The 18,286-nt window shown below is 60.5% G+C and carries 11 protein-coding genes; all 11 read right to left on the bottom strand.

Going from position 1 to position 18,286, the window contains the following annotated elements; genetic code table 11:
- Positions 1–26: 26 nt before the first annotated feature.
- Entirely contained in the window at positions 27–692 is a 666-nt protein-coding gene (locus ACP7EE_RS15595; RefSeq protein WP_426235103.1) for an acetyltransferase, read from the bottom strand.
- Positions 689–1,810 carry a DegT/DnrJ/EryC1/StrS family aminotransferase gene (locus tag ACP7EE_RS15590; protein WP_426204912.1) on the bottom strand — a complete coding sequence of 374 codons (1,122 nt, stop codon included), beginning with the start codon at positions 1,808–1,810 and terminating at the stop codon, positions 689–691. Before ACP7EE_RS15590 ends, ACP7EE_RS15595 begins: the two co-directional genes overlap by 4 nt.
- Entirely contained in the window at positions 1,807–3,033 is a 1,227-nt protein-coding gene (locus ACP7EE_RS15585; protein WP_426235102.1) for a methyltransferase domain-containing protein, read from the bottom strand. Before ACP7EE_RS15585 ends, ACP7EE_RS15590 begins: the two co-directional genes overlap by 4 nt.
- Entirely contained in the window at positions 3,030–3,590 is a 561-nt protein-coding gene (locus ACP7EE_RS15580; RefSeq protein WP_426235101.1) for a dTDP-4-dehydrorhamnose 3,5-epimerase family protein, read from the bottom strand. The genes ACP7EE_RS15585 and ACP7EE_RS15580 overlap by 4 nt, the downstream gene beginning before the upstream one ends.
- Positions 3,587–4,669: a CDP-glucose 4,6-dehydratase gene (gene rfbG, locus ACP7EE_RS15575; protein WP_426204907.1), complete on the bottom strand. Its 1,083-nt coding sequence runs from the start codon at positions 4,667–4,669 to the stop codon at positions 3,587–3,589. The genes ACP7EE_RS15580 and rfbG overlap by 4 nt, the downstream gene beginning before the upstream one ends.
- Positions 4,651–5,424, bottom strand: a complete 774-nt coding sequence (rfbF, locus tag ACP7EE_RS15570; RefSeq protein WP_420647948.1) for a glucose-1-phosphate cytidylyltransferase — start codon at positions 5,422–5,424, stop codon at positions 4,651–4,653. The genes rfbG and rfbF overlap by 19 nt, the downstream gene beginning before the upstream one ends.
- Positions 5,425–5,709: 285 nt before the next feature.
- Positions 5,710–9,381, bottom strand: coding sequence for a beta strand repeat-containing protein (locus ACP7EE_RS15565; RefSeq protein WP_426235100.1), 3,672 nt, complete (start codon positions 9,379–9,381; stop codon positions 5,710–5,712).
- A gap of 232 nt (positions 9,382–9,613) precedes the next feature.
- Positions 9,614–13,207, bottom strand: coding sequence for a glycosyltransferase (locus ACP7EE_RS15560; protein WP_426235099.1), 3,594 nt, complete (start codon positions 13,205–13,207; stop codon positions 9,614–9,616).
- A 112-nt stretch (positions 13,208–13,319) separates the two neighbouring features.
- Positions 13,320–14,885, bottom strand: coding sequence for a flagellar hook-associated protein 3 (locus ACP7EE_RS15555; protein ID WP_426235098.1), 1,566 nt, complete (start codon positions 14,883–14,885; stop codon positions 13,320–13,322).
- Positions 14,886–14,898: 13 nt separating this feature from the next.
- Positions 14,899–16,944: a flagellar hook-associated protein FlgK gene (flgK, locus tag ACP7EE_RS15550; RefSeq protein WP_426235097.1), complete on the bottom strand. Its 2,046-nt coding sequence runs from the start codon at positions 16,942–16,944 to the stop codon at positions 14,899–14,901.
- A gap of 21 nt (positions 16,945–16,965) precedes the next feature.
- Positions 16,966–18,282 (bottom strand): flagellar assembly peptidoglycan hydrolase FlgJ, encoded by a 1,317-nt coding sequence (gene flgJ / locus ACP7EE_RS15545; protein ID WP_426204899.1) that lies wholly within the window; start codon positions 18,280–18,282, stop codon positions 16,966–16,968.
- Between the last annotated feature and the right edge of the window lie 4 nt (positions 18,283–18,286).

Raw genomic sequence — 18,286 nt, 5'->3', positions numbered from 1 at the left:
CAACTCTCCAAAAAAAGGGGAAACGCTTACTTGAATACCTTGCCGTCGGGGTAAGGCACTGCGTTGGTCTTGATGATCCTGGCGGGGTTGCCCACCACGACTGAAAAATCCGGGACGTCCCTGGTCACCACGGCGCCCGCACCGATCATGACCCAGCGGCCGATGCGCAGGCGCGGCAGGATCGTGGCATTGGTACCGATGAACGTGCCGTCGCCGACCTCCACGCAACCGGCGATGCACACGCCGGGCGCCAGGAACACCGAATGGCCGATCCGGCCTTCGTGCCCCACTACACTGCCGGCGCTGATGCTGGTGTTATCGCCAAGCGTCACTTCAGCTTGCAGCAACACGCCTTCCTGCAAATAGCTGCCCTGCCCCATGCGGGTCATTGTCAGGTCGATGCCAGGGTGGATGAACTGGCCCAGGCAGGCACCCGCCTCGACCAGTTCACAGGTGGTTTCGTAGCGCAGTCGCGTGCTGCCGGTAATCAGGTTGACGAACCGCACGTCCGGCCCCTTGAGTTCTGCGACACACTGCGAACCGCCAATCACCGGAACACCATGAAACAGCGTGCCGTGCTTGCGCGGATCATTGTCCAGAAACGCAAATTCGGCGTTCGGCGTATGCCGCTTGACCGCGTGCAGCATGCGCACCGCTTCCGGGTTGGCGGCGCCCAACAGATAGGTCTTCACAATGTTTGCCTGCGAGCAAGCAAGTCGAGGATCACGGCGACGACACGCTGCTGATCGGCGTCGGTCATTTCGTGATAGCTCGGCAGGTTGAAAGCGCGCTCGGGCAACGCGAACGCTACAGGCGTTTCAACTATTCGTTCACTGAACATTGGCAGCGAGGACAGCGGCCAGAAAAACACTCGGGCATCGATATCGGCGGCCTGAAATGCCGCGATCAACTCATTGCGATGGATGCCGGTATCGGCATCAAACACTACGGTCGGCATCCAGTAACCGTTGCGCCCATGGGTCGGTTCCGGGTTCAAGGACACACCCGGCACGCCTTCAAGTGCGTGCGCATAGTTGGCGAAAATCGCCCGTTTGCGCTCGATAAGCTCTTCAATGCGTTCGACCTGAGCGCAGCCGATCGCCGCTTGCAGGTTGCTCATCTTGTATTTGAAGCCGACGAAATCCGGCCAGAATTGCTTGGTGCTGCCCGCCACTCGACCATGATTGGAGAGCGTCAGGACGCGTTCGTACAAGGCTTTGTCCGAGGTGACAAACATGCCGCCCTCGCCCGTGGTCATGGTTTTCGTGCCATGGAACGAGAAGGCACCGAAAGCGCCAAGCGAACCGGCAGCCTGGCCGCGCCACTGCGAGCCGATGGCTTCCGCCGCATCTTCGATCACCGGGATGCCGAACTCGCGACCGATCGCCAGCAAGGCGTCCATGTCACACAGATTGCCGTACAGATGCACGGCCAGAATCGCCTTGGTACGCGGGCTGATCGCGTTTCGCACTTGTTGTGGATCGAGGCACCAGCTATCGCTGAGCACGTCGACAAACACCGGGGTCGCGCCCAGATAAGTGATCGGCGCCGCCGAAGCGATCCAGTTGGTGTTGCCCAGAATCACTTCGTCGCCGGCACCCACGCCGAGGGCGGCCATGCCCATGTGCAAGGCACCGGTACAACTGGAGGTGGCAATCGCATAAGTCGCGCCCAGATGCTCGGCAAACCCGTGCTCGAAGCGCGTCAGGTATTCGTAGCAGCGCTCGCCCCAGCCGTTTTGCACGGCATCCAGAACGTAACGTGCCTCAAGTTCGCCGACACTCGGCTTGGTGTAATGAATTCTGCTCATCGAACGCTTAACTCCGGAACCGCCACCACAAATCGTGCACCCCATGTTTTGGCCTCGGCCAACTGCTCGGTCACTTCGCTCAACAGGTTCCATGGCAGCACGAGGATGTAGTCGGGTTTTTCCACTGCGATGCGCTCGGGCGCGACGATTGGAATACGGCTGCCGGGCAGGAACTTGCCCTGCTTGTGCGGGTTGGCATCGGCGACCCAGGCCAACAGATCGGCGCGGATGCCGGCGTAGTTGAGCAAGGTGTTGCCCTTGGCCGCCGCGCCGTAACCGACCACGCGCTTGCCATCAGCCTTGGCCTGCAACAGGAAACGCAGCAGCTCATGCTTGATGCGTTCAGCGGCCGGCGCCAGCGTGGCGTAGTACTCGGCGGTTTTCACGCCGGCCGCGAGTTCGGCCTGCAATTGCGCTTGCACCGCAGGCTGCACCGCGCGGCGTTCGCCGTCTTTGCGCTGCACGAACACCCGCAGCGATCCGCCATGGGTAGCGAGCTGGCTGACGTCGAATACTTCCAGGCCATTGCGCTCGCACAAGGTCTGCACGGCGGTCAGCGACAGATAGGAATAATGCTCGTGATACAGGGTGTCGAACTGCGCGCCAGCCATCAGCGTCAGCAGTTGCGGAAATTCGAAGGTGGCGACGCCGCTCGGCTTGAGCAGCGCGGCGAACCCGCCAAGGAAATCATTGATGTCCGGCACATGCGCGAGCACGTTATTGGCGGCCATCAAATCAGCAGCCCAGCCTTCGCTGTTCAGTTGCGCGGCGGTGTCGCGGCCGAAGAACAGCTCGCGAATTTCCAGACCTTTCGCGCGCGCGGCTTGTGCAGTGCTGCGGGTTGGTTCGACGCCCAGGCAGGCGATGCCGCGCTGGGCCACGTACTGCAACAGATAACCGTCGTTGGCGGCGACTTCCACCACGCGGCTGTCGGCGCTCAAGCCGAAGCGCTCGACCATCTCGGCCACATAACGCTCGGCGTGGGTCAGCCAAGTGCTGGAGAACGAACTGAAGTAGGCGTACTCGGCATCGAACAGGCTGTCGGCGCGAGTGTAATCCTCGGTCTGCACCAGCCAGCATTGCTCGCACACCGCGACTTTCAGCGGCACCCATTGCTCGGCCTGTTCCAGCCGATCGGCATGCACGTAGGCGTTGGACGGCGGCGAGGTGCCGAGGTCGATCAATGGCAGGCTCAGCGGTGCGGCGCACCCACGGCAGTTCATAGACGCACTCCAGCAAAATGTTGATCGAGCGCGGGATGGCTGGAATCCCGGGCTGACAGATTATTGACGGGTAACGGCCAGGCAATCGCCAGCCGTGGATCGTTGACCGACAAACCGGCCTCATACGCAGGCGCGTAATCAGCGCTGTGCAGATAGAGCAATTCGGCGTCGTCGGTCAGGGTCTGGAAGCCATGGGCAAAGCCCGCCGGGATCAGCAGACTGCGACCGTCGCCGGCCTTGAGGTGCTCGGCGTGCCAGTGCAGAAAAGTCTCTGAGTCGGGGCGCAGATCGACCGCCACATCCCACACTTCACCGCGCAGGCAGGTGATCAGCTTGGCTTCCGGCGCGTTGGCATTCTGATAATGCAGACCACGCACACTGCCGCGCTCACGGGTGCAGGAATGGTTGATCTGGCGAATATGAAACGCCGCGCCAAAGGCACTCAGACTGCCTTCGCAAAACAGCCGCGCGAAGTGCCCGCGATCATCTTCAAAGCGCTTGTGCACGACGTTGAACAGCCCGGCCAATGGCAAAGCCTGTAAAGAAAACTCGCTCACAGCGCGCCTCGGTACAGGTTCAATTGGCCAAGGGTCACGGCGCGCATGTCATCGCCGTTCTGCCACGCCAAGTGCCAGTCGAGCGTCTGGGTCAGGCAGTCCTGCAACGACCAGCGCGGTTGCCAGCCGAGCAGTTGACGCGCGCGGCTGCTGTCCAGGCGCAGCAGACCGGCTTCGTGCAAGTCACTCGGCTCGATGCGCAAGCCACGCGCCTGTGGCCAGCGGCTGGCGAGCAGTTCGACCACTTCGCCGACGCTGCACATGTCCGCTTCGCTCGGGCCGAAGTTCCACGCCCCGGCATATTCCGGGCCTTGTTCGTAGAGCCCGGCGGCCAGTTGCAGATAACCGGCCAACGGCTCCAGCGCGTGCTGCCATGGGCGCACGGCTTGCGGGTAACGCAGGGTTACCGGCTCATCAGCCGTCCACGCCTTGAGCACGTCGGGAATCAAGCGTTCCGGAGCAAAGTCGCCGCCACCCAGCACGTTGCCGGCGCGCGCGGTGGCCAGCGCCAGACCGTGCTCGGCGTGCTTCTCGGCCGGGAAAAACGACGCCGCATAGGATTGCGCCAACAGCTCGCAGCAAGCCTTGCTGCTGCTGTAAGGATCGTGCCCTCCAAGCGCTTCGTCTTCGCGGTACGGCCACAGCCATTCCTTGTTCGCGTAGACCTTGTCGGTGGTCACCAGCACGCAGGCGCGCACGCAACCGACCTGACGAATCGCTTCGAGCAGGTTGAGCGTGCCCATCACGTTGCTCGAATAAGTGCCGAGCGGATCACGGTAGCCTTCACGCACCAGCGGCTGGGCTGCGAGGTGCAGCACGATCTCGGGCTCGGTGTCGGCGATGATCTCAAGCAGAGCGCCGAGGTCACGCAGGTCGCCGCGCTGATCGTTGATGCCTTCGTGTACGCGCGCCAGTTCGAACAGGCTCGGCTCGGTCGACGGATCCAGCGAAAATCCGCTGACATCGGCACCGAGGCTTTGCAGCCACAGCGTCAGCCAACTGCCTTTGAAACCGGTGTGACCGGTGACCAGAACACGTTTGCCCCGCCAGAAGTTTGCACTCAGGCCCACTGCTTCCATGGGGCCTCCCCGCTCTGCCACAACGCTTCGAGGTGGTTTTTATCGCGCAGGGTGTCCATCGGTTGCCAGAAGCCGTCGTGCTGGTACGCCATCAGCTCGCCGCGCGCGGCCAGACCATCGAGCGGGCCGGATTCCCACGAAGTCTCATCGCTGTCGATCAGCGGCAGGACTTTGGGTGACAGCACAAAGAAGCCGCCGTTGATCCAGCCGCCGTCGCCGCGCGGCTTTTCGGTGAAACCGAGCACGCGATCGCCTTCACGATCCAGCGCGCCGTAGCGTCCCGGTGGTTGTACGGCGGTGACTGTCGCCAGCTTGCCGTGGGTCAGGTGGAAGTCGACCAAGGCACTGATGTTCAGATCCGAAACACCGTCGCCATAGGTAAAGCAGAACGCTTTTTCGTCTTCCAGATACCGCGAGGCGCGCCGCAGACGGCCACCGGTCATGGTTTCTTCACCGGTATCGATCAGCGTGACGCGCCATGGCTCGCTGAAGTTCTGGTGCACGTCCATGCGGTTTTCGCGCATGTCGAATGTCACGTCGGAGGTGTGCAGAAAGTAGTTGGCGAAGAAGTCCTTGATCGCGTAGCCCTTGTAGCCGAGGCAGATCACGAAGTCGTGAATCCCGTGCGCGGAATACTGCTTCATGATGTGCCAGAGAATTGGCTTGCCGCCGATCTCGATCATCGGTTTCGGCTTGAGGTGCGACTCCTCACTGATGCGCGTGCCCAGGCCACCCGCCAAAATAACTGCCTTCATCGTCTCCCCTCTTGTTCTTCACAGGGCTGCGCGTCGCTTTCTGAAGCTTGCGGCCTTCTGGCTAAACCTTTGCGCCGGTTCGGGCGCAGGGGCAATGGCCGCGAGCGCTCGTTTTATGGCGATTTACGGGGGACTTGCAGGAAACGCGCCAGCTCGCTGGCCGCCCGGGTACTTACGTCGGCAGCAGCGACGAGTGTTCGGATATAAAAAGGGAGCCCGATCCATCACGATCGGGCTCCCTTCGTTACAGCTCAAAAATGCCTTCAATGCCACAAGGCAGATGGATCAACCAAACATGCTGAATCCATCGGGGTTGATCGGCAGTATGTCACCGTTGTTGGCCTTGAAGTGCTCGATAGTGTTATAGCCAGCGAACCAGTCCTGCAGCTTGACGCCTTGGGCGGTCGGGTCGGACGACGCGTGATATTTATCGTTGAGGTACAGGTCGTTACCCACCCGATCCAGCTGCAGCGTACTGGCCGACTCGATGTTATTCAGGATCAGGGTGTCATTGGTGCTGAGCCCGTCATCGCGGATGGTCACCTGCAGGCGGGTGTTGACGTAATAGGTGTCATCACCCTCTCCGCCGTTGGCAAAACCACTGGCTATCATCTGCCCGGGTGGAGTGAACAGGGCACCAAACGTCATGTCGTCATTGCCCGCGCCACCGAGCAAGACAAAATTCTTACCCGTACCGAGCAGATTATCATTGCCTGCGCCGCCATCCGCGGTGCCATTGACGACAGAAATCGCGTCATTACCATCTTCACCAAAAGCGAAGGTGCCACGGTCATCTGCAGCGCTGAAGATCCGATCGCTACCATTGCCGCCGTACAGCATGTCCGCTTGCGGCCCACCGGCCGCAACATCGACCGAGAAAGGTCCGAGCGGGGTGTTGAAGCTGCCGTAAATGACATCGTTGCCGTCGCCGCCGTAAATCACGTCATTACCCAGCCCACCTTCAAAACCGTTGGCCAGCGCGTTGCCTGTCAACGTGTCATTGAAGTTGCTGCCGATGATGTTCTCGACGTTGATCAGCATATCGCCTTGCGCATCGCCACCTTGATTGACGCCGGTTTGCAGATTGATGTTTACCGCCGTGGCGCTGTTGACGTACCAGGCCGTGTCGATCCCTTCACGGCCGTCAATTACGTCGGCACCAGCGCCACCGACAATGTTGTCGTTGAGCGCAGTACCGGACAAGGTATCGGCAAAATTACTGCCCTGGAGAATCTCGATCGCGGCGAAGGTATCACCAGCGGCATCACCGGCGTTGACGTTGGTTTTCAGGTCAATGGTGACCGCACTGTCGGACGACTCGTAGCTGACCAGATCCAGACCTGTGCCGCCATCGAATGCATGGGCGGCAGTACCGCCAACAAATACGTCATTGAAATTCGAACCACGCATCGCTTCGATGCTGCTGTAAGTGTCACCCAGCGCGATCCCGGTATTGATTCCGGTTTTCAGGTTGATGCTGACGCCAACAGTGCTATCGGCATACGACACAGTGTCCATGCCGCCACCGCCGATGAACTGGTCGGCACCGCCACCGCCATACAGCAGGTCGTTGCCATTGCCGCCAGTGATGATGTTGTCGAGGGCATTGCCGATACCGGTAAACGCTCCGGTCCCGGTGTAGGTCAGGCGCTCGACGTTGGCCGCCAACGTATGGTCCTTGTAGCTGACCCGTACTTCGTCGTTGCCGCCGCCGGCTTGCTCGATGACCGTCACACCACCGCCATTGACGTAGTAAGTGTCGTCACCTGCACCGCCCTCATAAGTGGCGAAGAGGTACGCGTCAGTGGTAAAGCTGTCGTTAAACGCCGTGCCGATGACTTTTTCAATACCGGCCAGGGTCACGCCCTGCGAATCACCGCCAACACCTGCCAGACCGGTGCCCGGACGGATATCAACGTTGATGCCGGCAGTCGAAGTCGAATAATCAACGGTATCAAAACCTTCACCGCCATCGACGCCAGTGATCCGGCTATCGACAACGAAGGTGTCGTTGAATTTGGAGCCGGCTACCACTTCGATACCATTGTAGGTATCGCCCGCACCGATTCCCGAGATGACGCCGGTTTTCAGGTTGATGTTCATCGCAACAGTGCTGTCGAGGTACGACACGGTATCGCGGCCGGCGCCGCCGATGAATTGGTCGGCACCGCCACCGCCATAAAACAGGTCGTTGCCATTGCCGCCAGTGATGATGTTGTCGAGGGCATTGCCCCAGCCGGTAAACGCTCCGGTCCCGGTGTAGGTCAGGCGCTCGACGTTGGCCGCCAACGTATGGTCCTTGTAGCTGACCCGCACCTCATCGTTGCCACCGCCAGCCTGTTCGATGACGGTTACACCGCCACCGTTGACGTAGTAAGTGTCGTCACCCGCACCGCCCTCGTAAGTGGCGAAGAGGTAGGCGTCAGTGGTGAAGCTGTCGTTGAAAGCCGAGCCAATGACTTTTTCAACACCGGCCAGGGTCACGCCCTGCGAATCACCGCCAACACCTGCCAGACCGGTGCCCGGACGGATATCAACGTTAACGCCTGCTGTCGAAGTCGAGTAATCGACGGTATCAAAACCTTCGCCGCCATCGACGCCAGTGATCCGGCTATCGACAACGAAGGTGTCGTTGTATTTGGAGCCGGCGACCACTTCGATACCGTTGTAGGTATCGCCCGCACCGATTCCCGAGATGACGCCGGTTTTCAGGTTGATGTTCATCGCGACCGTGCTGTCGAGGTACGACACGGTATCGCGACCGGCGCCGCCGATGAACTGGTCGGCACCGCCACCACCATAGAACAGGTCGTTGCCATTGCCGCCAGTGATGATGTTGTCGAGGGCATTGCCCCAGCCGGTAAACGAGCCAGTACCGGTGTAGGTCAGACGCTCGACGTTGGCCGCGAGCATGTGGTCCTTGTAGCTGACCCGCACCTCATCGTTGCCACCGCCAACCTGTTCGATGACGGTTACACCGCCGCCGTTGACGTAGTAAGTGTCGTCACCTGCACCGCCCTCGTAAGTGGCGAAGAGGTAGGCGTCAGTGGTGAAGCTGTCGTTGAAAGCCGAGCCAATGACTTTTTCAACACCGGCCAGGGTCACGCCCTGCGAATCACCGCCAACACCTGCCAGACCGGTGCCCGGACGGATATCAACGTTAACGCCTGCTGTCGAAGTCGAGTAATCGACGGTATCAAAACCTTCGCCGCCATCGACGCCAGTGATCCGGCTATCGACAACGAAGGTGTCGTTGTATTTGGAGCCGGCGACCACTTCGATACCGTTGTAGGTATCGCCCGCACCGATTCCCGAGATGACGCCGGTTTTCAGGTTGATGTTCATCGCGACCGTGCTGTCGAGGTACGACACGGTATCGCGACCGGCGCCGCCGATGAATTGGTCGGCACCGCCACCGCCATAAAACAGGTCGTTGCCATTGCCGCCAGTGATGATGTTGTCGAGGGCATTGCCCCAGCCGGTAAACGAGCCAGTACCGGTATAGGTCAGACGCTCGACGTTGGCCGCGAGCATATGGTCCTTGTAGCTGACCCGTACTTCATCATTACCACCGCCAGCCTGTTCGATGACGGTTACGCCGCCACCGTTGACGTAGTAGATGTCGTCTCCCGCGCCACCGTCGTAGGTTGCGAAGAGATAGGCGTCGGTGGTGAACGTATCGTTGAACGCCGAGCCAATGACTTTTTCAACACCGGTCAAAGTATCGCCCTGCGCATCGCCGCCGACACCTGCCAAACCGGTGCCTGGCCGGATGTCGATATTGACGCCCGCTGCGGAAGCCGAGTAATCGACCGTGTCGACACCCTCACCGCCATTCAACTTGTCTGCACCGGCTCCACCGATGAGGATGTCATTACCGGCCCACCCATTGATCTCATCATCACCCGCAGTACCCGTCAGCGTATCCGCGCCGTTTGTCCCGTTTATTACAGCCATTATTTCTTCCTTGCCTTGTTGTTGAACCGGTACCGATTCGCGTGGCGATCACACGTTGTCGCAGCGAACGTTAAAGAGTCACGAATGTGTTGATATCGACAGGAAACGATTACAGCTTTAGGTGTGACTCAGAAAATGTATCTGGATTGATGCAAATACGAACTTCACAGAAAAAAAAACAGGCGACTGCAACAAGTCACCTGTTTTTTAAATGTGGCCGATACGAGTCGTATCAATCCGCCAGCCAGCCATTTTCCCAGTAGCGCAGGTTGTCGCCGCGCAACACGTAATCGCGCAGCACCACTTCGCGCAACTCGTCGCCCATGCGGTAACTGGCGTCCGGATCGGCCAGGTGCATGCGGATCGCTTGCAGCCATTCATCCGTGGAGTTGCTCTTGATCCGCGTACACGGCAAGTAACCGCGATAGGCCTCGGTGTCGGTGCAGATCACCGGGTAGCCACAGGCGCCATATTCCAGCAGCCGCAGGTTGCTCTTGCAGTCGTTGAAGATGTGGAATTCCAACGGCGCCAAGGCCAGATCAAGATTCAGGCTGGCGAGTTTTGCCGGATAAACCTCCAGCGGAATCACCCCGTGGAATTCATGCATGTACGGCAGCAGATCGTCCGGGCACATGCCGAAGAACACCCAGTCGACTTCATTGGCCAGCTCGCGCACCACCTCGGCGATCACCGCCAGGTCACCGTGGTGACTGGTGCCACCGCCCCAGCCGACGCGCGGTTTTTTCGTGGTACGGCGCTGGCTGCGCAGGTCGCACCACAAATCTTTGGAGAGCATGTTCGGCACCACGCGGATGTCGTGATGCATGTCGGACAACGCGTTGGCCAACGGCTCGGTCGACACGACCACGCGATCACACAGACCGATCGCGCGGCGCACCATGCGCTCCATGTCTGGTTTGACCGGCATGTTGCGGATATGCGCATTACGATGCGGGACGTCGATCACGTAGTCATCGAGTTCGAAGATGCGCCGCGCATTGAAGAATTTCTTCAGCGGTGGAATTTCGTCGATGGCGTGTTCCGAATAGCGCCCTTGCAGCACGATCACATCGGGTGACTGCCGCTCGATTTCGATGATTGAGGGCAAGCCATAGCAAATGCGCCCTTGCGCCCTGCTCGCCGCTTCCAGTTCGATCATCGGCTGGCTCATCCGGTAGTGACCGATGGCAGAAGCATTGATCGGTACTGCCAGCACGTTGGGCAATTGCGCCTTGGAAAAAGCGCTCCAACCGGTACGCAGGCCAGGCTCGAGACTGAAGCTGGTGGCACCGATGCCCTGCAACGTCAGATTGACGTTGTACGCCGGGTCACGCGCAACCAGCGGCAGCCAGCGCTGATAAAACGTCTCCTGCTCATCCGCATGTTGTTGCAGCTCTTGCGGCGTCGCCGCGACCACTGGCTGCGCACCCAGTGCCAGCAAGGCGTGAGGATTCCACACCACCAGGTAACCTTGCTGACCGACGCGCAAACACAGGTCGATGGCATTTAGTTCCTGGGTCAGATCCTGCTCGTCGAGTCCGCCGGCAGCCTCGAATACCGCCTTGCGGATCAGCAGGCAATCGCCGCCGACCGCACTCAGGTCATGCGCAACTTGCAGGCGGAACATGTAGCCGTCCGACTGCAATGGCTGGCCATAAAACGGCAAGCCGGCCGGCCCTTGCAGGCCGAGTATCAGCCCCGCGTGCAACACGCAGCCGTCCGGGTTGAACAACTTGGCACCGACCACGCCGACTTCCGGGCGCTGCGCATGGTTGAGCAACTCGTCCAGCCACTCCGCGTGGGTGATGACCGCAAAGGCATTGAGCTGCAGCACGTACTCACCACGCGCCTGCCCCACCGCAAAGTTGTACATGGCCGAAGCGTTGCCCTGCTGCGGATACGTCAGAACGCGTACCCGGTCGCTGCCCAACTGCGCCATGCCCTCGAGCCATGCCAGCGCCTCGGGGCTCTGACTGCCGTTGTCTACCAACAGCAACTCATATTCGGAGTAAGCGGTCTTTTCCAGCAGTGTCTCGACACAGCGCTGCATAGCGGCGGTCTGATCCCGGGCGGCAATGATGATCGACACCAGCGGGCGACGAACGTGCTTATAGTCGATCCGATTGAGCAGCGGGGAGCCGCTTTCGCGTAGCTCATGAGCGATCCCGAGACGTTGCAGATGCGCTTCAAGCAGGCGCGGATTTTGCGCCAGCACGCCAGGTTCGGAGAGCCATTTCGACAGATCGAATGACGACTCCAGCAACACCTCGGCAACGTGCCCGATCACCTGCGTACCGTCGCTCTCGACCATCCGCCAGAGCAGATCGTGTGGCGCCAGCTCGGCGAACGTCGACTCAAACCCGCCCAGCGCGAGGAATCGCTCACGCTGAAACGCCAGCGCCCGCCCGACGTAGGGAAAGCTGCGCATCAAGTCGAGGTTGAAATCCGGCTTGAACGCAGGCTCCGCCGATTCGCCATCGCGCAGGCTGCCTTCATCGCTGTACAGACAGCTCAGCGCGGGCGACTGCGCGATCCGCTCGGCCATGACCAGCAGCGCCGGCGCCACTGGACGATCGCCGGCCTGCAACAGATAGATCCAGTCGGCGCCCTCCAGTTGCGGCAGGAGCGCGTTGATCTGCTCGAGTCCGTCGTCCTCCAGCGGCATATGGAAAACTCGCCCGTCCAGACGTGCTTCCGTACAGGAGGCGGACAGCACCAGGATCAACTCCGCCGGATAGTCTTGCGCGGCAAGCGCGTCCAGTGTGCGCTTGAGGCCCGCACGACTGCCCTGCGCGTCAATGATGATCGGCACCATGCGCGGCTGATACGACCAACCGGCGAGCGTTTCCGGGAGCAACCTGCGCTGCCCGTCAGTCAGCACCCGACATTGCAGCCACTGTGCGTAAAGTTCGGCAAAACTGAAGCTGTCGACACCGACACAGCATTCCTGGCGGCTTTGCTTGGAGCCGAGGGTACGGCTCAGCGGCAGCTCTTCCCATACGCGTGGCGACTCGTCGGCCTTGGTCAACGGGATGTAACGCACCCACCCGGACGCAGGTGCCTGCTCACCGCTGCGTGCCTTGAGCATCTGCAAAATCCATTCGCGCTCGATTTCAACCGCGTCTTTCATCGGTTGTTGCGCGCTCAGACGTTCCGGGTACAGCCGTTCGGCACTCAGTACGTTGTTCGACACCGCGAGATTGCCGCGCCGCAGCAAGCAGACAAACAAGGCGAAATCGAGGGTCGCGACGAAGCAGTGACCTTCCTGGGTCAGCGCCGGCAACAGCTCTTCGACATCGGCACGACGGAACAACGCATTGCTGAATCCGCCAAGCACGTTGACCGGGAATTTTTCAAAGACGCTCAGCAGGTCGTCGCCCTTGAACAGGCCGCTGACCGGCGACAACGCAGTGTTTTCCAGGCGCGACGGCAGGACGATGTCGCTGGCATCCCATAACAGTCGCTGGGCCAACACCAGGCTGACTTCGGCGCGTGACATCTCGTGCGCCTGCTGCTCGATGCAATCGGCATAGAGATGATCGTCGTCACACAGGATCTTGATGTACTCGCCCTGCGCTTCCTTCACGCACGCCTGCAGATTGCCGATCAGGCCCAGCGTGCGCGGGTTGCGCACGTAGCGCACCGCGACCGCCGATTGCTCGACTACGCGCGCCACGATGCTTTCAATCTCGTTGCCCCGGCTATCGTCGCAGACAATGATCTCGAGATTGGCGTAGCGCTGAGTCACGGCACTGCTCAAGGCCTTGCTGAAAAAGCGCGGGTTGAAGGCCGGAATGACCAGGCTGACGAGGGGAAGTGAATTCACGGCGGGCTCACAGGCGGTGCGAGCCCGCTCAGAAAAGCGAGCCCTTGAAACCGCTAAAGACATTAACTATTGAAGGGACAGGGTATACCGGGCGCTGGGCGCCCGGCTGTCGTCAGATTTTGTTGAACAGACCCAGCTGGCTGATTTTGCTGAACGCCAGTTGCGCGGCTTGCAGCATGGTCTGTTGCAAGGTCAGACGCGTCATCACTTCGGCCGGATCCGAATCACGGATCGAGCCTTGGGTCGTGGCGTTCGCCAGCGTCAGGCTCTGGTTGGTGGTGCTCTGGTCATCCAGCGACTGACCCCGCGCACCGATCGAAGTGATGGCGGCGCCGATCTGGTTGCCGGCGCTGTCGAGGTTGCCGAGGGCCGATTCCATCGCGCCCTGGAACTTCTGCTTGGCCACCGCATCGCCGTCGAGCGGAGTATTCAATGCAGCCATCATCTGGCCCAGGGTGTCGAGCACGTTCTGGGTCTGGTGGTCGTTGGGCTGGATCGAAAACTGGTCGCCATTGGCCGGTGTACCGCCAATGGCGAAAGTCACACCGGCCGCTGTGGCATTGCCGCCGACCATGGTGCCTGACGATACGGGTTTGCTGTCGGCAGTCACCGGTGCCGCGTACAGATCGAAGTCAGTGGCGCTGGTGAACTTGAGCACGGCGCCACCCGGGAAGGTGCTGGTGTACGCCGCCTGGTTGGAAACGCTGGAGCCAGTGATCACGGCAGTCGACGGGTTGCCCGGGCTGCGCGCAGTGGTGAACGAGTCAGGCGTTACCGACAGCTGGAAGCTATGGCCGGCAATCACCGCATCCGGGTTGGTATCACCGGTCTTGAGGTTGATGTTCAGCTTCAGATCGACGCCACGGAAACTCACGGTCTGGTTGGCGCCGTTGGCATTGCTGACCACGCCGTTCTGAGTGGCCTCAGAGGTCACGTCGTTACCCAGCGCATCCGTGATTTTCAACTGGGTGCTGCTGAGGAAGCTGACGGTGTACGGCTCGCCACCGGTGAATTTCGAGTTGTAGGTGGCGGCAGTGCCAACCGTACCGTTGGTCAGCACTACGCGACCGTCATCCACGGCCGGTGCAGTCATTTGCGTCTGCGTGCGGCTGGTGTTGATGGTCTGCTGGAAGGCATCCCAACCGGTGGTGTTGGTCGCAACGTTCAGACCATCGCCAATGCCCAGATTGATGCTGGTCTGGTCACCGTTGTAGGTGTAAGTCCCATCGACATTTTGCGAATACGGTGCAGTGTCAGTCTTGGAGCCGGAGAACAGGTAATTACCGTCGGCATCCTTGGCGTTCATCAGGCCCAGCACTTGTTGCTGGATCTGGCTCAGCTCGGCCGCATAAGCCTTGCGGTCCGCGTCGGTCTTGTTGCCGTTGTTCGCCGCCAGGCCGATTTCCTTGGCGCGCTGCAAGGCGTCAGTGATCGAATCCAGTGTCGATTCCTGCACGGTCAACGCGCTTTTGGTGGATTGGATGTTGCCTTTGTATTGATCGAGCAAGGCACTCTGCTGACCCAGGCGCAGCAAACGGCCGGCACCGACCGGATCATCGGCAGCGGTGTTGATGCGTTGCAGGCTGCTCGCCTCGGCAGCGGTCGCCAGCGCATTGTTGAAGTTACGCTGATAGTCCGCAGCTTGCGTGCCGTAATATTGGGCGGTGGAAATGCGCATGAATTACGACTCCTTAAAGGCTGTTGATCAGCGTAGCGAAAGTTTCCTGCGCCGCTTTGATGATCTGCGACGAGGCGGTGTAGTACTGCTGATATTTGACCAGGTTGCCGGTTTCTTCATCGAGGTTGACCCCGGACAACGAATCGCGGGCGCCTTTGGCCTGAGTCAGAATCGCCGAGGTGGCGGTGTTGTCCGACTTGCTCTGCGCAGCCTTGGTGCCCACGTTGGTCACCAGTTTGTTGTAGGCGTCGGTCAGGCTGATGCCCTTGCTCGCCGTACCGGTGTCTACGGTTTGCTTGGTTTGCAGTGCGACCAGCGACTGGGCATTGCGGTTGTCCGAGGACGCCGCGCCGGTCAGGTTCATCGTGAAGGTTTCACCGGCCTTCGGCGTGGCGCTGACGGTGGTCTGCACGGTGAAGGTCTTTTGTACGTTCGGGATGACGGTGGTGTCCATCACCGGGTTGCCGCTGGCATCGACGATGCCGACCTTGAGATTCAAGGTGTTGGCCTGCCCCGGCACGATGGTGCCGGTGCCCATGGAGAAGCCCTTGGCGTCAACCAGCTTATACGGCTGACTGCCGTTGGCGGCAGTACCGAACTCCAGTCTGACTGGCGTCGAGTACTTGAGCGCGGCCTGCATGTCGGCCTGCGCCACCGGGTTGTAGATGTCGATGGTGCTGCTGAGCGTCGGCTGGGTGTAGCTGCCGGAATTGTTCGCGCTCGCCACCCCGGTCAACGGCCCTGCTGCGGCGATTTTCTTCGCGTCGGTGAGCACGGTCTGAATGCTGGCTGCCGCGTTACGGGTCGGCGTCACCTTGAAGCTGTCGCCAGCACTCAACGCGCCGCCATTCAGCGCCAGGGTAAAGCCGTCAATCACCGGCGGCGGTGTGGTCGTGGTGCTGAAAGCGCCCATGTCGGTGCCGTCGGAACGCTTGACGCTGTAGTCGGTGGCGCTGGTGAAAGTGATCTGATAATCGCTGGTGGTCAGCTTGCCGGTGTCCTTGATGGTCACATCAAGGTTGCCCGAACCGGCACTGTTGCTGTCTTTGGCGATGCTGCGCTGACTGATCAGTGCGGCACTGTTGATGTTGTTGAAAATCGCCGCGCCGAAATCACCGTTCTTGTCGATACCCTGGGCTTGCTGGCTGTTGACCTGATCGGCCACCACCAGCGCCACACGGCCCAGCTCGTTGAGCGCAGGGTCGAGGACTTCGTTGCGATACGTCAGCAGACCGCCGATTTCGCCACCGCTGATCACCGAAGTGATATCGATGGTGCTCGAACCACGATCCATCTGGATGCCCATGCGCGTCGGGTCACCCTTGCTCGGCACGGCGCTCAGGGTGTTGGTGGTGTTGCCGACCACCAGTGGCTGGCCGGTGCCGACGTATACGTCGAAGCTGGTGCCACGCTCTACCACCTGCGCGCTGACCAGCTCGGACAGCTGACGTACGGCTTCGTTACGAGTGTCGAGCAGATCGTTGGGCTGGCCACCGCTGGTGGAGATCTCGCCGATCTTCTGGTTCAGATTGGCGATCGAGGTGGCGAGTTTGTTCACCTGGGACGCCATGTCCGACAGGTTGCCGTTGATCGCGGTGTTCTGATCGGTGAGCTGCTTCGACAGCGCGTTGAAACGGCCGGTCAGCGCCTGCGCGCCGGTCAGCACCGACTGACGCGAAGTGTCGTCGGTGGCCGAAGTCGATACAGCCTGCATCGAGGTGAAAAATTTCTGCAGCACGCCGGTCAGGCCGGTGTTGCTGTCGGACAGCGAAGCGTCGAGGCCGATGGCCTGAGCGCCGTACGCCGCGGCTTCGCTATTGAGCGAAGTGGCAGTGTGCAGTTGCGTTTCCAGATAGGAGTTGTACACGCGGCGCACATCGGCCAGCGTGGTGCCGGTGCCGATGAAAACGCTGCCGTACTGCTGCGAGGACTTGGTGCCCTGCACGGTTTGCTGGCGTGAATAACCGGCGGTGTCGACGTTGGCAATGTTGTTGCCGGTCGTGGCCAGAGAGGATTGGCTTGCAGACAACCCCGACATCCCGATATTGAGCAAACTCATGATTCAAACCTTACCTTATGTTTATAAAGGCGTCGTGGACACGCCCGCCGCAGCGTAGTTCGGGGTGTAGCCCTGGGTGTTACCCATCTGCCTGGCAATCTGCGAAATCTTGCTTGCGTAGTTCGGGTCGGTTGCGTAACCGGCCTTCTGCAACTCGCGTACAAACTGTTCTGGGTTATCGGCCGACTTCAGCACTTCTTGATAGCGATTGTTGCTCTGCAACAAAGTCACCAGGTCATGGAAGCTGTCCTTGTACGAGGCATAGGAACGGAACTCGGCCGTCTCCTTGACCATCGCACCATTGCGGAACTCGCTGGTGATCGCCCGCGCCGAATCGCCCTGCCAATTGCTGCTGGCCTTGATGCCGAACAGGTTGTGGCTGCTGCTGCCATCCTGGGCGCGCATGACCGATTTGCCCCAGCCGGTTTCCAGTGCAGCCTGAGCCACGAGGTAACGCGGATCGACACCGATACGCTCGGCAGCCTCTTTGGCCATCGGCAGCATGGTGTTGACGAATTCGTCGGCCGAACTGAAGGCTTTCTTCGCCGGCGCCAGCGGAATCTGCGCCATCGCGCGACCGTAGACCTGCATCTGCCCGCCCGACGCCTTGTCGGCCTCGGCACGCGACAGCCAGTCGCCGTTGTACAGCGGGCCGGTGCCAGTGCTGGCGAGCGTGGTGCTGCGATCCGGCAATGCAGTCTTGTTGACCGGCGTGCTCGCGGCGGTGGCCGACGGCACCAGACCTGCAAGCAAGCGATCAGCCAGTTTCGGCGGCAGTGCCAGACGACGCTGGTTGATCAACGCCATGTCATTGCTGTGCGTGAGCTGAGTGCTCGGCACTTTGGCCGAACGCGAGGCCCACAGCGGACGCTCGCCATTGAGTCGCGACAGCGCGCCGTTGGTGCCGAGGGTGCCCGCGGCAATCGGCGTCGCCATGTTCGCGGCAGCGGCTTTCGCTTCTGCCTGCTTGGCAGCGGACGCAGCTTCAGCCTCGCCCGGTGCCATTGGTTTGTTCTTCGACATCTGGCGCATCAGCACGTCGGCCAGACCGATACCACCGCCCTCGCGGGACATGGAAACCGCCAGTTGCTGGTCGTACATTTCCTGATACTGCTTGGCGGCCGGCGTATTGAGCGGATTGTCCTCGCCCAGTGCGTTGGTCGCCGAGCGCATCGATTTGAGCATTTCACCGAGAAACAGCGATTCGAATTCCTGCGCAACCTTGCGCATGTTCGCATCGCTGTCCTTGTCGCCGACCTTGAGCTGATTCAGACGATTGAGGTCGGAGTAGGAACCCGAATCGCTACTGCCAACCACACCGCTTTTGCGCATATCCATAGTG

This window comes from Pseudomonas sp. TWP3-2 (assembly GCF_049897765.1).
Classification (GTDB): domain Bacteria; phylum Pseudomonadota; class Gammaproteobacteria; order Pseudomonadales; family Pseudomonadaceae; genus Aquipseudomonas.
This window is presented reverse-complemented; position numbering and strand designations above follow the sequence as displayed.

Bases quoted from the DNA above. Each gene is read 5' to 3' on its own strand.
- ACP7EE_RS15590 (WP_426204912.1), bottom strand. From the start codon at position 1,810: ATGAGCAGAATTCATTACACCAAGCCGAGTGTCGGCGAACTTGAGGCA.
- ACP7EE_RS15585 (WP_426235102.1), bottom strand. From the start codon at position 3,033: ATGAACTGCCGTGGGTGCGCCGCACCGCTGAGCCTGCCATTGATCGAC.
- rfbG (WP_426204907.1), bottom strand. From the start codon at position 4,669: ATGGAAGCAGTGGGCCTGAGTGCAAACTTCTGGCGGGGCAAACGTGTT.
- rfbF (WP_420647948.1), bottom strand. From the start codon at position 5,424: ATGAAGGCAGTTATTTTGGCGGGTGGCCTGGGCACGCGCATCAGTGAG.
- ACP7EE_RS15565 (WP_426235100.1), bottom strand. From the start codon at position 9,381: ATGGCTGTAATAAACGGGACAAACGGCGCGGATACGCTGACGGGTACT.
- ACP7EE_RS15555 (WP_426235098.1), bottom strand. From the start codon at position 14,885: ATGCGCATTTCCACCGCCCAATATTACGGCACGCAAGCTGCGGACTAT.
- flgK (WP_426235097.1), bottom strand. From the start codon at position 16,944: ATGAGTTTGCTCAATATCGGGATGTCGGGGTTGTCTGCAAGCCAATCC.
- flgJ (WP_426204899.1), bottom strand. From the start codon at position 18,282: ATGGATATGCGCAAAAGCGGTGTGGTTGGCAGTAGCGATTCGGGTTCC.